Origin of the sequence: Mesorhizobium sp., assembly GCF_017306585.1 — a bacterium.
GTDB lineage: Bacteria > Pseudomonadota > Alphaproteobacteria > Rhizobiales > Rhizobiaceae > Mesorhizobium.
In genome coordinates this window covers 16,091-30,955 of record NZ_JAFKIC010000177.1, presented here as the reverse complement: position 1 = coordinate 30,955, position 14,865 = coordinate 16,091, and the positions used below count along the sequence as shown (strand labels likewise).

7 protein-coding genes are annotated in these 14,865 nt (G+C 64.6%); 2 read left to right on the top strand and 5 right to left on the bottom strand.

Annotated features, from left to right (window positions below; translation table 11 throughout):
* Both J0I79_RS21220 and J0I79_RS21215 read right to left on the bottom strand, forming a co-directional pair.
* Nucleotides 1–6,744: MBG domain-containing protein (locus J0I79_RS21220; protein ID WP_292863441.1), on the bottom strand; the 6,744-nt coding region annotated here is incomplete at its 3' end.
* 9 nt (nucleotides 6,745–6,753) lie between these two features.
* Entirely contained in the window at nucleotides 6,754–8,544 is a 1,791-nt protein-coding gene (locus J0I79_RS21215) for a ShlB/FhaC/HecB family hemolysin secretion/activation protein (RefSeq protein WP_292863438.1), read from the bottom strand.
* A 312-nt stretch (nucleotides 8,545–8,856) separates the two neighbouring features.
* On the opposite strand from J0I79_RS21215, the gene J0I79_RS21210 reads away from it, so the two are divergent.
* Both J0I79_RS21210 and J0I79_RS21205 read left to right on the top strand, forming a co-directional pair.
* Complete coding sequence (locus J0I79_RS21210) at nucleotides 8,857–9,768, top strand: hypothetical protein (RefSeq protein WP_292863435.1); 912 nt, start codon at nucleotides 8,857–8,859, stop codon at nucleotides 9,766–9,768.
* Between the two features lie 213 nt (nucleotides 9,769–9,981).
* Complete coding sequence (locus J0I79_RS21205) at nucleotides 9,982–10,848, top strand: hypothetical protein (RefSeq protein WP_292863432.1); 867 nt, start codon at nucleotides 9,982–9,984, stop codon at nucleotides 10,846–10,848.
* Between the two features lie 579 nt (nucleotides 10,849–11,427).
* Here J0I79_RS21205 and J0I79_RS21200 read toward each other — a convergent pair.
* From J0I79_RS21200 to J0I79_RS21190, 3 genes are all read right to left on the bottom strand, one after another.
* Nucleotides 11,428–12,942: an aldehyde dehydrogenase family protein gene (locus J0I79_RS21200; RefSeq protein WP_292863429.1), complete on the bottom strand. Its 1,515-nt coding sequence runs from the start codon at nucleotides 12,940–12,942 to the stop codon at nucleotides 11,428–11,430.
* Between the two features lie 176 nt (nucleotides 12,943–13,118).
* Nucleotides 13,119–14,393, bottom strand: coding sequence for an RNA polymerase sigma factor (locus tag J0I79_RS21195; protein WP_292863426.1), 1,275 nt, complete (start codon nucleotides 14,391–14,393; stop codon nucleotides 13,119–13,121).
* Nucleotides 14,390–14,764: a YciI family protein gene (locus tag J0I79_RS21190; protein WP_127275602.1), complete on the bottom strand. Its 375-nt coding sequence runs from the start codon at nucleotides 14,762–14,764 to the stop codon at nucleotides 14,390–14,392. The genes J0I79_RS21195 and J0I79_RS21190 overlap by 4 nt, the downstream gene beginning before the upstream one ends.
* Nucleotides 14,765–14,865 lie beyond the last annotated feature (101 nt).

Sequence of the window (14,865 nt, the reverse complement as noted above, 5' to 3'; positions counted from 1 at the left end):
GATGGCGTAGCCGCCAACGTCTTCACCCGACGCACGATCGAGAGCGCCGACAAGGGCTACACCATTGCCGAGACCCGACGTGGTGTAGCCATAGGACGACGGATCGGCATCGCCATAGGTCTTGCCCTGGCCAGCCGTCGCCGTGACCGTCACGGCCCGCTTGCCGATGCTGAATGTCGAGCTGTCGAAGGTGATGTCGTAGTTCGCGTTGGCGGCATCGGTCAGCGTGCCGCGCCCAATCGCATATCCCCCGACATTCTCGCCGGCAGCGCGGTCGAGCACGCCCACCAGAGCCGTGCCGGAGCCGAGGCTCGTATAGCTATAGCCATAGGACGTCGGATCGGCATCGCCGTAGGTCTTGCCTTGGCCAGCGGTCGCTGTGACCGTCACGGCGCGCTTGCCGATCGCGAATGTCGAGCTGTCGAAGGTGATGTCGTAGTTCGAATTGCTGGCGTTGGTCAGCGTGCCCTGGCCGATGGCGTAGCTGCCAACGTCCTCTCCCGATGCGCGGTCGAGCACACCGACCAGCGCCACGCCGCTACCCAGGCTGGTGTAGCTGTAGCCATAGGAGGACGGATCGGCGTTGCCATAAGTCTTGCCTTGGCCAGCCGTCGCCGTGACCGTGACGGCTCGCTTGCCGATGCTGAAGGTCGAGCTGTCGAAGGTGATGTCGTAGTTCGAATTGTTGCCGTTGGTCAGCGTTCCCTGTCCAATGGCGTAGCCGCCAACGTCTTCCCCGCCTGCCCGGTCGAGGGCACCGACAAGGGCAACACCGCTGCCCAGGCTGGTGTAGCTGTAGCCGAGGGATGACGGATCGGCATCGCCATAGGTCTTACCCTGGCCTGATGTGGCCGTGACTGTCACGGCGCGCTTGCCGATATTGAAGCTGGTGCCGCCTACGAATGTGATGTCGTAGTTCGAATTGTTGCCGTTGGTCAGCGTTCCCTGTCCGATGGCGTAGCCGCCAACGTCTTCGCCCGAGGCACGGTCGAGGGCCCCGACAAGGGCAACGCCATTGCCCAGGCTGGTGTAGCCGTAGCCCAGGGACGATGGATCGGCATCGCCATAAGTCTTGCCCTGACCGGAATTGGCCGTGACGGTGACCATGCGCTTGGCAACGGAAATCAGGCCCGTGCTGTTGAAGGCAAGGGCGTAGCCGTTCCGCGCGGCAACGTTGGCGGCATCGATGGTGATCGTGTAGGTCCCCGCCCCGAGTGGCTGGAGGGCAAGCGTAGAGGGGGTATAGAGCGCCGGCGCGCCTGTGAAGGCGGTGGTGGCGTTGTCGCCGAGATAGGCGTTGGCCACCCCGGCCTGATAGCCCGATACCGAATAGGTCAGCGTCGGCATGGCGTCGCCATACACCATCGACGTATTGTTGGAGGCGAAGGTCAGCGTCGGCTGGTAGGCGAAGACATAGCGATTGCCCGTCGCACTTACCGCGCCGCCGGCAGCCGTGTTCCAGATCGCCGTGTTGCCACTGTCGAGATTGCCGAATGTATTGCCGGTCGGACCGGAGGCATAGACCAGCCAGCGGCCCGTTCCGGAGACCGAGACCGCGTCGCTGCCGCGATTGTTGACGAAGGCGCCGCCGGCCGCGAGCACCGCATTGCTGTTGGCGCCTGCGGTGACCTTGGCCGCCGCTGCAATGGTCAGCTTGCCCGCTGTCTGCAACGTGACCGCGCCGGTCGCCGTCACGCCGCTGGTGCCGGCCACGGTTCCGATCGTCAGGTCGCTGCTGTCGGCGACACTGACGGTGCCGGTCGACGCGGCCACCGTACCGATCGAATTGCCGGCATTGTTGAGCGCGTAGTTGCCGCCGCTGCCGAGCAGAAGCAGGCCGTTGGCGCTGATGCTGGCGGTCTGGTTCACCGTTCCGGTTGAGGAAAAGACGAGCGTACCGGGCACGCTGATCGCCTGATCGATCGAGAAGGTCGAGCCCGACGGATCGATCTCCATATTGGCAAGGCCGCCGATCAGGCTCGATGCGGCGGCATTGGCGCCGATCGCCGTGGCGCGCGCCGCGCTCAGCGCCGACAATGTGGAGGCCGCGCCCTGCTGCTTGAGATAGCCGCCATAGATCGACAGGCCATTGAGGGAACCGGTGGCGTTCTGCTGGAAGGTGGCGCCCGCCGAAGGTCCGCTCGAGGTCACCAGAACCTGGCTGCCGCCCGAGGCGATCGTGCCGTTCGGCAGCAGGAAATAGTAATAGCCGTTGGCGCCGGTCGAGCCGACAGCCGAGGCCGGCGTGATCGTGCCGTTGACCAGGATATTGGTCGCGACCCCGGCAAGCGGCGTCGTGCCGCGATCGCTGTAGGCCGTGCCTGTGACGACTTGCGGTGTCGAGGCATAGAGCCACTTGAAGTAAGGCAGGCTGGTGTTGGCGACGATCCCCCAGGTTGTTGACGAGAAGGGGGTCTGCAGCGCCGCCATCAGCTGCGCCGTGGTCTTGCCGGTTGCTCCGGCATTGGCGCCCGTGGTGACCCCGCCGCCGACGCCGGCAAGGCTGGCGCCCGCCGTTTCCGTATCCCAATAGGAATTCTTGATGGTGGGGGCGTAGTTACCTGACGGGTCGGTGCCGTTGTAGCCGACCAGCCCGCCGACATTGGTCGTGCCGTTGACCGCGCCGATCGAATAGGAGCTCTGGATACGGCCGTTGAGGCTGTAGCTGCCCATGTTCACAAAGCCGTTGTAGCCGACGAGGCCACCGACATTGCTGGTGCCATAGACGGCGCCGGTCGCATAGGTGCCTGTGGTGCTGGCCACACCGATGACGCTGAGGTTGCGCCCCGCCAGGCCGCCGACCTGGTCGACGCCGCGCACCACGCCGGTGGCGAACGACAGGTCGATCAGGCTGCCGCTGTCATTGCTGCCGACGAGGCCGCCGACGGCCGTGTTGCCGGTCACGGCGCCGGTCGCGTAGCTCCTGGTCAGCGTGAAGGAGGTGGCGAAGCCAATCAGGCCGCCGACATAGTTGTTTCCGGTGACGGAGCCGGTGGCATAGAGGTTGTCGGTCGAATTGCTGCTCACCCCTCCCATGCCCTGCCCGATCAGACCGCCGACATTGTCGCCCGTGGCGGTGACGTTGCCTGTCGCGAAGGAAGTGCCGTAGAAACCCGAATAGAAATAGCCGAACAGGCCGCCGACATTGTTGCGGCCGCTGACCGCGCCCGTCGCCGAAGCGGCGATGGCGCTGACCGAAGAGTCGTTCTGCACAAACCCGCTGTTGGAGGAAATGTACCCGCCAAGGCCGCCGACATAGTCGCGGCCGCTGACCGTGCCGCTGGCCGAAACCGTCGTGACCCAGCCAGCCTCGATCGAACCGGCAAGACCGCCGACGAAGTCACGCCCACTTACCGCCGTCGAGGCGGAGAGATTGGTGAGGTAGGTCGCGATAAAGTTGTAATTGCTGTCGAAGCCACGATCGCCGCCGAGCAGCGCGCCGACATGGTCGCGCCCGGTGACCGACCCGCCGTTCAGCGTGACGTTCTGGATCGTGGCGGCGGTGGCGAAACCGATCAAGCCGACGAAGTCGGTCGTCGGCCTGTTGATATAGAGATTGGAGACGGAAAAACCCTTGCCGTCGAACGTGCCGGTGAAGGCGCGCTCGTTGGACGTGCCCATCGGCAGGTTCGCATTGGTCGGGATAGCGCTGCTGGTGGCGATCGCGCTGCCGATCGGCACGAAGCCGCCGGCCCCCCACACGCCCTGGCCGCCAGCCGTCGTGCTGGCATCGATGTTGTTGCCCAACGTGTACTTGCCATTGAGGTTCAGCGCCATCAGCTGCAACTGGTGCGCGTTGGTGATGGTGGTCGAATATTCCGACAGCAGCATCGGCCGCGTGCCGCCGGCGGCACCTCCGGCATTGTTGAGCGAACTGTCGACGTCGACGATCACCCAGCCCGGGCCGCCTGCCGTCGTGCCGAACGTCCAGCCGGTGAAGTTGGACGCCGTCATGAAGTCGCTGGTGTGGAGGCCGGTTCCGCCGGTGGTGGTTTGCGAATAGCCGACGCCGGCACTGGCGCCGGTCGTATCGATGTCGAAATAGGAAGACGATATGCTGCCATAGTTCGAGCCGACCAGCCCACCGAGATAGAGGCCGGTGAGCTTGCCCGTGGCGTAGGAATTGGTGATCGTGTCCCCTGCACTCAGCGTGGCGCCGACAAGGCCACCAAGATAGCCATTGCCCACGGTCACCGCGCCGGTTGCATAGGACATGTTGATGCTGGCGCCATTCCTGGTCGCGCCGACAAGGCCGCCGGCTGAGGAGCCGTTCCCGGCATTCACGACGCTAGACGAGTAGGATGCCGTGATCGAACCGCCGTTGAGGAGGCCGGCAAGCCCGCCCACCTGGGATGGAGAGCCGCCGGTTACAGTTCCCGTCGCAAAGGAACTCATGATCGAAGACCCCTGATTGGCTTCGCCGACGAGGCCGCCGCCACTGCCTTGCGCCCCGACGGTCACCGTGCCGCTTGCCGAAGAACCGGTGATGCTGCCGGTGAGGCCGCCGGCGAGGCCGCCGGCGTGGCTGTAATATCCCGCCGAAACGGAAGCCGTAGAGATCGCGCCGCTGATCGCACCGTCGTTATAGCCGACCAGACCGCCGGCATATCGATAGGAGTCCCCTGTGATCTTGACCGTTCCTGAGACGGTTGCCCCGCTCACGCTCCCCTGGTTCGAACCGGCAAGTCCACCGGCGAAATTGGCGTTGCCCGTTCCCGTGACGGCGACATTGGCGAGGTTGAGGTTGCGCACCGTGGCGCCGCCGGCGATCGTTCCGAACAGGCCTATGGCGTTGTCCCCGGATGTGATCGTCAGGTTCGAGATCGTGTTGCCGAGGCCATCGAAAGAACCGCTCAGCGTCCCGACCGGGGCCGAGGTGAAGGTGGTGCCGCTGGCGTCGATGGAGCGACCGAGGGCGTAATTGCCATCCTGATTGTTGTTGATGTTGCGCAGGTCGTTCAGCGTGTTGACCAGCATGGCGGCATTCAGCGTGGCGCCGCCGGCGATGTTGCCGGAATAGTCGCTTGAGCTGGTGTAGCTGGTCGTATTGATCCCGCTGCCCGCCGGATTGCTCGCCGGATTGTAATAAATCGACACGACGCCCGAGGTGCTCGCCTTGATCGCGCTGCTGGCGAAGCTGACCGTGCCCGTTCCGGTGCCGGAGGAGTCGGCGCGCAGGTTGATCGCGCCGCCGCCGGTTGAAGTCAGGCCGGCATTGACGGCGATGTTGCGATAGGCGCTGAGCGTCAGCGAGTTGCCGCTCGACCATTGAACGGCGCTGGCGACGGTGATGTCGCCGGCCTGGCTGCCGCTGGTGCCCGTCGAGACCACGACATTGGCGCTGTTGAGTGCATTCACCAGTGTCGAGACACGTAGGGTCGAGGTTTGAGTAGGCGAGAAATTCGGCCCCGAACCGGGAACGGTCGGCGAACCGGTCGTCGATATCGTCAGATTGTAGGGGTCGAGCAGCAGGTAACCCGTGTCGCCGAAGCGGGCGCTCAGGTCGACATTGCCGTCGAAATCGAGAACATCGTGGCTCGAAACCTCGCTGAAGCCGCCGTCGCCGCCGCTATCGCCGCCGCGCGCCAGGATCGTGCCCTGGAAGCCGGTCACTTCGTCGGACCAGACGATGACCGTGCCGCCATTGCCATTGCCGGTAGCGCTGGCATTGATCGTCGTGGCCGCGTCCACCTCGGTGGTCGCCGCCCGCTGCAAGGTGCCGGAACCCTGTTTGTCGCCGCCGATCTTGATGGTGCCGCCGCCACTCTTGCCCGAGGCGTCGACGGTTGCGCCCTTGAGCTTCAGCTTGCGGCCGGTCACCGTGATCTTGCCGCCCTTGCCGCTGCTCGCAGCCGAAGTGTCGAGCTTGCCGGAGATCTCGACGTCGCCCTGGTCGCCGCCGAGCACGATCGCGCCCGACTGTCCCGACACCGTGCGCGCCTCGATGACGCCCGACATGTTGACCGCCTGGCGCGCGGCATCGCGCACCGCCGCCGCCTTGAGCTCGACCGTTCCACCGTCGGCGCTGATCGTGCCGGAGTTGGAAACCAGCGCATTGCTGCCGCCAGCCTGGGTCGGCACCGACACTTGGAGAAAGCCGTCGCCGGACAGGTCGAGCGTCGCCTTCTCGCCCGAACCCAGTCCGACCTTGCCCAGCGGCACGCTGATCGTGCCCGCATTGTCGACGCTGCCGCCGATCAGCGCGGCATAGCCGCCACGCCCGATGCTGATCGCGCCTTCATTGGAAACGGCCGCCGAAGCGCCCTTGCCCTGGAATTTCAGCTTGCCGGCCTTGAAGTCGTCGTCGCTGATGTCGAGCGAGGAACCGACGAAGCCGGCGGCGCTGACCTTGCCGGTCTTGGAAATGGCAATGCCATTGGGATTGACGAGGAAGACCTGGCCATTGGCGTTGAGCTGGCCCGCAATGGTCGACTTCGTGCCGCCGGTGACGCGGTTGAGCATCGTCGAGGTCGAGGTCGGCTGATCGATGTTGACGGTCGCGCCCGAGCCGATCGAGAAGCTCTGCCAGTTGACGATGGCCGAGTTGGTCGACTGCTTGATGTTGAGCTGCGAGGCCGACAGATTGGAGATGGTGACGCCGCCGGAAGCCACGCTACCGCCGGTCGGCAGTTCCTGCGCCCGCGCCGAGGTGAAGCCGACAAGCGCCGTCGAGGCCAGCAGCAATGCCGTCAGCGGTGCGCTGGTGCGGTTGAGAAGCTTAGGCGAGAAGGTTTGGCACTGCATGGTCACGTCTTAAAACTGAATGGCGCCGGCGAGCGAAAAACGATCGCTGGTCGGCAAATGGTCGTTGCGGTGTTGGCGACCCCATTCCAGGGTCAGGCTGGTGTTGGTCGGATCGCTGGCAAGCATAGCGCCGACCTTCAGGCCCAGCCCGTAGGAAGCCCCGACAATGCCGGCTGACTCCAGCGCGGTCGGCATTTCGAGATGGACCTCGCCGACAGCGCCGAAAAGATAGGGCGAAAGCTGAACCACACCGCCGGTGAAAGGCACGTACCAGGGCGACGAAACCTCGCCGCGCAGCACATAGCCGGAATCGCCCTGCAAGGCGCCGGCGTCAAAACTCGACAGGCCGTTGGGCCCGACCAGCCCGATCTGCTCCGACTGCAGCAGCGGCTTGCCGAAGGAAGTCTGCGCACGGGCATAGAGATCGAGGCCGAGATGGGTGGCCAGCGGCTGACTGTAACTGGCCGAGACCTCGAGCTTCTGGAATGCCGCATCGGCGCCCTGCCGCGACAACGGCAAGAGCGGCGTTGCGTCCGCGGCCGAGCGCGCGCCGAGCCCGTCAATGCCGAACGAGGCCACCACATTGCCGATGAGGACACCGCCGAGCGGCGTGAACCAGGTGGCGTCGGTGCCGAACCGGATGATGCGCAGCCGGTCCTCGGCGATCGGCAGCGAAATCGGCGTCACCGCGTTAAGAAAATCGTTCTGCGCGTCGAAGGACAATTCGCTGTTGACCGTCAGCGCGCGGCTGCGGATCCAGGGATAGCGAAGCCGCGCCGAATAACGCTCGAATTCGCTGCCGAAGCCGAGCGTGCCCGGCTCGGCGGTCGGGTTGGCGCGCGTGCGGGTGGCTTCCAGATTGAGCGTCAGACCGTCATAACCGATCGGCACGACGATGCCGGCGGCATAGTTGCGGTTGCGCGGACCGTCGGTGAACAGCCCGCTCTCGCCGCCATTGGGATAACCGCCGATGCGCACATAGACGAGGTCGCCAAGACCGAGCAGCGAGTTGAAGTCGACGCCGACGCCTGTCGACCAGCGCTGCAGCGACGGCGAAAGCGAATTATCCACCGTGACCTGACCGCCAAGCGGACGGTACTTGCCGTCGATAACCAGCACGCTGGCGCCCTTCGCCGTGCCGGCCTGCAGGGTCGAGCGCAGCCGCGCGCCGGGCGTATCGCCAGCCAGCAACAGCTTGCGCTCGATCGCCGACAGCCTGATGCCTCTTTGTCCGACGAGCGGCGCAAGCGTTGCCTCGACCCGCCCGCGTATACGCTCGGGCAGATTGCTGGTGTCGATCCGCTCCAGATAGCCGTCGATGACGACGAGCCTCAGTCTTGCGCCGTCGTTGAGCTTCTGCGCCGGCAGCACGACCCGGACCAGAGCGTAGCCGGCACGGCCATATTCGGTCTCCAGCGCCCGCGCTGCGGCGAAGATGTCCGCCGCCGTCACCGTGCGATGGGCGAGGCCCGCCGTGATCTTGCGCGTCGCCTCGGCCATGTCCGGCAAGCCGCCTTCGACGCTGACATCCCTGAGCTTGACCTTGAGCTTCTCGGCGCCTGGCGGCGCCTGGAGACCCGTCCCTTCGGGGATGGAAACGCCCGCCGTATCGGCCTGCGTCGGCGGCCTGAAGCTTGGCGGCGTAATCTGGCTGGCAGTCTGGGCGAAGGCGGCGACTGGAAGCGACAACCATATCGAAACAGCGGCCGCGCCGTGCCATCCGCCACGCGCGCCGGGCCCGCCGAAAGCAGGCGGGACGTCGGTTTTCTTGCCTGTCGCGATCTTGCTTCTATACTTCACTCAATCACTCGTATTGCGGTGCGGAATGCGGGCAAAGCTTCGCCGCCGGGCGGCCTGAGGCCGCTCGTTCTTCCGGGTTTTGTCAAAATTCATTTCCGGAAAGGCTTGTCCCCGCCCTTCGGATGGCGCGAAAACTATGCTCGGCTCTCAGGTAGGTCAATTGAACGCGGGGATTCCGGCTTGACTATTATTGGGAGGGGTTTTCCAAGTCATAGCAAGCAGTTAGCAAACTGCGTCACCAACAGGTCGCTGTAGGACGGCTCTCCTTCTCGGCATTTGGTACCACTGGACACCAGTGTTGAAGGTTGAAAAATGAGGAACGGGACCGCGCTGTTGGAGTTGACTCGGACCATCAGGAGACTGGCGCTGACTTTGGAAGAAATTGCCGGCCATCCGGCGTTGCATCGCTACGTTCAGGAACAGTCGCAGGCGCTGATTCGTATCTATGAAGAGAGCCCACGGCTGGCGTCCATCTTTGCCACGCAGCAGCGCTGGCTGATGGGCCATGTCGGGCTTGCCATGCATTTCAGGCGCGACCCGAACGACAGCCGCAAGGAACTGACTGTATCGCGCTTCATCGAGGTCGTGCATCGCAACGGAGTGGCCAGCCGCAACACTGCCGACGCCTTCATCAAGGAGATGCTGCACTACAACATTGCCGAGTATGTCGCGGGGGGCGATGGTCGCACGCATCCCATGCAGCCGACGGCGGCGACGGTGCGGACATTCACCGGCTGGGTTCTTGCCCACCTGCGGACGCTCGATCATATCGACGGCGGCGACCGGCTGGCCAGATTCCTGGAACGGCCCGAGATGCTTGGCACGCTTCAGCCGCTGGTGGCCGATGGCTTGCTTGCATCGAAACCGGTGCGCGAGCCCAAGCAGACCTTTTCCCTGTTCATCTGGCTCAACAATGGCGGCATCGTCATGGACTGGCTGATGTCGGGTATCGACCCCGAACATGCCGGCCTGGAGCGCATCCCGACCAGTGTCGTCTCGATCGGCGACTTCGCCAGATGGCTAAAGCTCTCGCGAACCCATCTTGGTCGCAAACTGCGCGAGGCCGAGGTGCTTGGCAGCATTGGGTGGCTAGGGCCGCGCGGCCATTCGGTGATGTGGGTGTCGAAGTCGTTCCACCAGGAATACATGACCGTCCAGGCCGCCAAGCTGGCGGTCGTCGACAACGCCTTCGCGGCCTGCTTCGAGACATCGCAAGGCGCATAGCGCGTTCCGCAACAGTCTTCCCTGTCGCAGAACAGGGCGATGGTGGCCGCACGCTCGCCGAACGCCGAAGCGCCCCAGCCATTCCCCGGCCGGCGACAAATGCTTCGCGCATTCATCCACAATTAGCGGCCGATGACTGGACACAGACAAAGAAGGCTGAAAATGTGTCCGCCGCGTCTGCATGGCAGGAGGGCTTAACCGCAGCGGGGGAGAATGGCGCTGACGTTGGAGGAAATTGCCGGTCATCCGGCGCTGCACCGCTCTATTCGCGTCCAGGCACAGGCTATGAACCGGACGTACGAGATCAACCCGCGGCTCGCTTCGGTGTTCGCCACCCAGCAACGCTGGTTGATGGCCCATATCGGCTTGGCCTTGCATTTCCGGCGCGAGCCCGACGACTACCGCAAGCAACTGACGGCGGCGCGTTTCCTCGACGTGATCCGCCAGCATGACGTGGCCAGCCGCAACACCGCGGACGCCTTCATCAAGGAAATGCTGCACTACGGTTTCATCGAATATCTGCCCGCGACACAGGACGCCCGCATACGCCCCATGCAGCCTGCAGTCTTCGCGCTGGAGCCGGTTACTCTCTGGCTGATGGCGCATCTGCACACGCTGGACAGTCTCGACGGAGCGAGCCGGTTGGCCATGTTCCTGTCCCGGCCCGACGCGCTCGCCATGGTGCAGCCACTGATCGCCGATGGCCTGCTCTCGTCCAATCCGGTGCGCGAGCCCAAAAAGACCTTCTCGCTGTTCACCTGGCTCAACAATGGCGGCGTCGTCATGGACTGGCTGATATCGGGCGTCGATCCCGACCATGCCAATCTTAACCGGATTCCGACTGATATCGTCTCGATCGGCGACTTCGCCACATGGCTGAAGCTGTCGCGAACCCACCTGGCGCGCAAGCTGCGCGCCGCCGAGGAGCTTGGCAGTGTCGGCTGGCTCGGCCAGCGCGGCAATTCGGTGATGTGGGTATCGCCCGATTTCTATCAGGAGTACATCTCCGCCCAGGTGGTGAAGCTGGCCATAATGGATGCCGCCTTCAGCGAGGCTTTCGGCTCGACGGCACCCAACTGAACGGCGCGGCATCCCCCGCGCGGGCGATGCATGAAACCGCCATGCCCGGTAGCACTCCGGCAGCCGCTATCTTCGCGGCGCTATTACGGAGAGAAGCCGGCATGAAAAAGCGTTACGAAAAGCCGACCCTGGACAAGCGTCAAAGACTGTCCAGCATTACCGCAGCCTGCACGCCGTCAACCTGCGAGCTTTGATCGTTGAAGCGACAGTGCCGCGCCTCGAACAAGAGGCGCGAGCATGACAGGACATCCAGAGAGGATCGGCATGAAAAGACGCTACGAGAAACCCATCCTGAACAAGCATCAAAGACTGTCGAACGTTACGGCAGCCTGCACGCCATCGACCTGTAGCTGACGGGAGCAAACGCGCCCCTCCGGCGAAGACAGAGCAATTCCAGGAAAAGTCTGTAGCGGCTTTCGGTCCGGAATTGCGTAGAAGGAACCCGTATGAGGAAACGTTACGAAAAGCCGACGCTGGACAGGCGTCAGAAACTGTCCAGCGTCACGGCGGCATGCACACCCTCGACCTGCGTCGATTGACCCCGCAGGACCAATCGGCGCTGGCCAAGGTTGGCAGATATCAATCGATGTCGAACGAGACGCCCTGGGCAAGCGGCAGCGCCTTCGAATAGTTCACCGTGTTGGTGGCGCGCCGCATATAGGCCTTCCAGGCATCGGAGCCGCTTTCGCGCCCGCCGCCGGTTTCCTTTTCGCCTCCGAAGGCGCCGCCGATCTCGGCTCCGGACGTGCCGATATTGACATTGGCGATGCCGCAGTCCGATCCGTCGACGCCGAGGAAGCGCTCGGATTCCTGCAGGTCGCGGGTGAAGATCGACGAGGAGAGTCCGGCGCCAACGGCATTGTGCTCGTCGAGCACGGCGTCGAAATCGGAGTATTTCATCACATAGAGGATTGGCGCAAAGGTTTCTTCCGTCACCGGCGAAACCTGCTTCGGCATTTCGACGAGCGCCGGATGCACGTAATAGGCATCCGGGTGGCCATTCTCGACCCGCGTACCCCCGGTCACCTTGCCGCCATGCGCACTCGCTTCCTGCAAGGCCTTCTGCATGGCATCGAAGGCCGCCTTGTCGATCAGTGGCCCGACGAGCGACGACGTCTCCAGCGGATTGCCGACGGAAACGCTCTGGTAGGCCTTCTTCAGGCGCGGCACCAGGGCATCGTAGACGCTCTCATGCACGAACAGGCGCCGCAGCGTGGTGCAGCGCTGGCCGGCCGTGCCCATGGCGCCGAAGGCGATGGCGCGCAGCGCCATGTCGAGATCGGCCGTAGGGCATACGATGCCGGCATTGTTGCCGCCCAGTTCCAGCACCGCGCGCGCAAAACGCTTGGCGAGCCGCGGCCCGACATCCCGGCCCATGCGCGTCGAACCGGTGGCCGAAACCAGCGGCACCTTGGGATGATCGACAAGGATCTCGCCGACGGCACGGTCGCCGATCAGCACCGGCGCCAGGCCGTCGGGGGCATCGGCGCCGAAACGCTTGACCGCGCGCTTGAAGATCGCCTCGCAGGCGAGCGCCGTGAGCGGCGTCTTTTCCGAGGGCTTCCACACCACGGCATCGCCGCAGACCAGCGCGAGTGCCGCATTCCAAGACCACACGGCGACCGGGAAGTTGAAAGCCGAGATGACACCGACGACGCCCAGCGGATGCCAGGTTTCCATCATGCGGTGGCCGGGACGCTCGGTGGCGATGGTCAGGCCGTACAGCTGCCGCGACAGACCCACGGCGAAATCGCAGATGTCGATCATTTCCTGCACTTCGCCCAGCCCTTCGGACGGGATCTTGCCGACCTCGATCGACACCAGGCGGCCGAGCTCGGCCTTGTGCGCGCGCAGTTCCTCGCCCAGCAGCCGCACCAGTTCGCCGCGCTTGGGGCCCGGCACCAGCCGCCAGGACTGGAACGCCTTGTGGGCGTTGTCGATTGTCTTTGCCGCCTCGGCGGGCGAAATCGTCTTCAGCGCCGCGATCTGCTCGCCCGTCACCGGGCTGCGCACGATCAGGTCGCCGCCGGAAAGCGCGTCCTTGGCCACGCCCAGTTTGGCCAGAAGCTCGGCCGTTTCCTTCGCTATCGTCATTTTTGTCCCTTTCGGATCCCGTCGCCTTGATGTGGCTTCGGGTCCAGCCCGGCCACGCCGCCCGCATGCCGGAAGGCACCGCGGGCACAGTCATGGCGTGGCATTACTCGTTTCAGGGGAAAATCGCCACCCCGGCATGGTCCAAGCTCAAACCGCACGATTGAGCCAGATGGCGTTCAGTTCGCCTTTTTCGCCGGCGCACGCACGGCGCCGTCCTTTATCAGGCGATCGATATGCATGCGGATATGGGCCGCCTCCGCCGCCGTATTGGCAAGCGCGATGGCGCGATCGAAGGCGACACGCGCCTCCTCGCCCCGGTCGAGCTGCATCAACAGGCCGCCCTTAAGGCCGAAGAAGTGGAAATAGCCGGAAAGCCGCTGTTCCAGAGGCTCGATCATGGCCAGAGCCGCTTCCGGCCCGCGCACCTTAGCGACCGCGACCGCACGGTTGAGCGTGATGACAGGCGACGGCTGCATCTGCTCCAGCAGCCCGTAGAGCAGGTCGATCTCCACCCAGTCGGTGTCCTCGGCCTTCGCTGCCCTTGCATGCAGGGCCGCGATCGCCGCCTGCACCTGGTAGGGGCCGGGCTTGCGGTGACGCAACGCCTTGTCGACCAGCGCCAGCCCCTCGTCGATCATCTTGCGGCTCCACAGGCTGCGATCCTGATCCTCGAGCAGCACGATTTCGCCGTCCGCGTCGAACCGGGCCGGCGCGCGCGCATGCTGCAGCAGAAGCAGCGCCGTCAGCCCCATGATCTCGGGCTCGGTCTGGAACAGGCGCAGCAGCAGCCGGGCCAGCCGGATCGCCTCCTCGCACAGCGGAGCACGGGCCGGCGCCTCGCCGCTGTTGGTCGAATAGCCTTCGTTGAAGACGAGATAAACCATCGCCGCCACCGCCGCGAGCCGTTCGGAGCGCTCGACCGCGCCCGGCGTCTCGAACGGCACGCCGGCCTCGGCAATGCGCGCCTTGGCGCGGGTGATGCGCTGCTCCATGGCGCTCTCGCCGACCAGGAAGGCGCGCGCAATCTGCTTGACGGTCAGGCCGGAGACGATGCGCAGCGCGACCGCGATCTGCTGCGTCGCCGGCAGATCGGGATGGCAACAGATGAACAGCAACCGCAATATGTCGTCGCGGTAGTGCGCTCCATCAAGCCGTTCGGCGATATCGCTTTCGGCATCTTCCAGGTCGGATATCTGGTCCTCTTCCGGCATCGGCGCCTGTTTGGCGCGCTTGCGCACAGCATCGATGCCGCTGTTGCGGCCGACAAAGATCAGCCAGGCCGCCGGATCGCGCGGCGGCCCGTTCTGCGGCCAGTTCTTCAGCGCCCTGAGGCACGCATCCTGGAAAGCTTCCTCCGCCGTATCGAGATCGCGGAAATAGCGCAGCAGCGCGCCCATCGCCTGCGGGCGGGCGGCGCTGATGGCGGAGCTTATCCAGGCAAGTTCGGTCATACGGCAACCCCGGTGGGATTGAACACCGAAACCGGCCGGATCTCATAGGAGCCGCCGCTCGGATTGACCTCGGAGAGCTCGCGGGCGAATTCGACGGCCTCGTCGAGGTCAGCGCATTCCAGCGTGTAGAAGCCGAGGAACTGCTCCTTGGTCTCGGCGAACGGGCCGTCGATGACGACCGATTCGCCCTTGACCTTGCGCAGCGTCGTCGCCGCCGTCGTCGGCAGAAGCCGCGCGACCGGGCCGAGCCGGCCGGCCTTGGCATATTTGTCCTGGACGTTGAGGAGATTGGCCATGACTTCGTCGTCCTGCGCCTTGCTCCAGGAACTGACGACGTCTTCAGAGGCATAGCACAGGATGGCGTAGAGCATGTCTGGTCCTTTTCTGCATCAAAGGACGAAACAGTAGGACCGATCCCGACACGGCGTCGATAAAAAAATCCGGTGCGACGGGCGCTCGAGCAATTCCAGGA

What these genes read in the sequence shown, in the direction of transcription:
- J0I79_RS21210 (WP_292863435.1), top strand. Translation starts at nt 8,857, where the DNA reads ATGAGGAACGGGACCGCGCTGTTGGAGTTGACTCGGACCATCAGGAGA.
- J0I79_RS21205 (WP_292863432.1), top strand. Translation starts at nt 9,982, where the DNA reads ATGGCGCTGACGTTGGAGGAAATTGCCGGTCATCCGGCGCTGCACCGC.
- J0I79_RS21200 (WP_292863429.1), bottom strand. Translation starts at nt 12,942, where the DNA reads ATGACGATAGCGAAGGAAACGGCCGAGCTTCTGGCCAAACTGGGCGTG.
- J0I79_RS21195 (WP_292863426.1), bottom strand. Translation starts at nt 14,393, where the DNA reads ATGACCGAACTTGCCTGGATAAGCTCCGCCATCAGCGCCGCCCGCCCG.
- J0I79_RS21190 (WP_127275602.1), bottom strand. Translation starts at nt 14,764, where the DNA reads ATGCTCTACGCCATCCTGTGCTATGCCTCTGAAGACGTCGTCAGTTCC.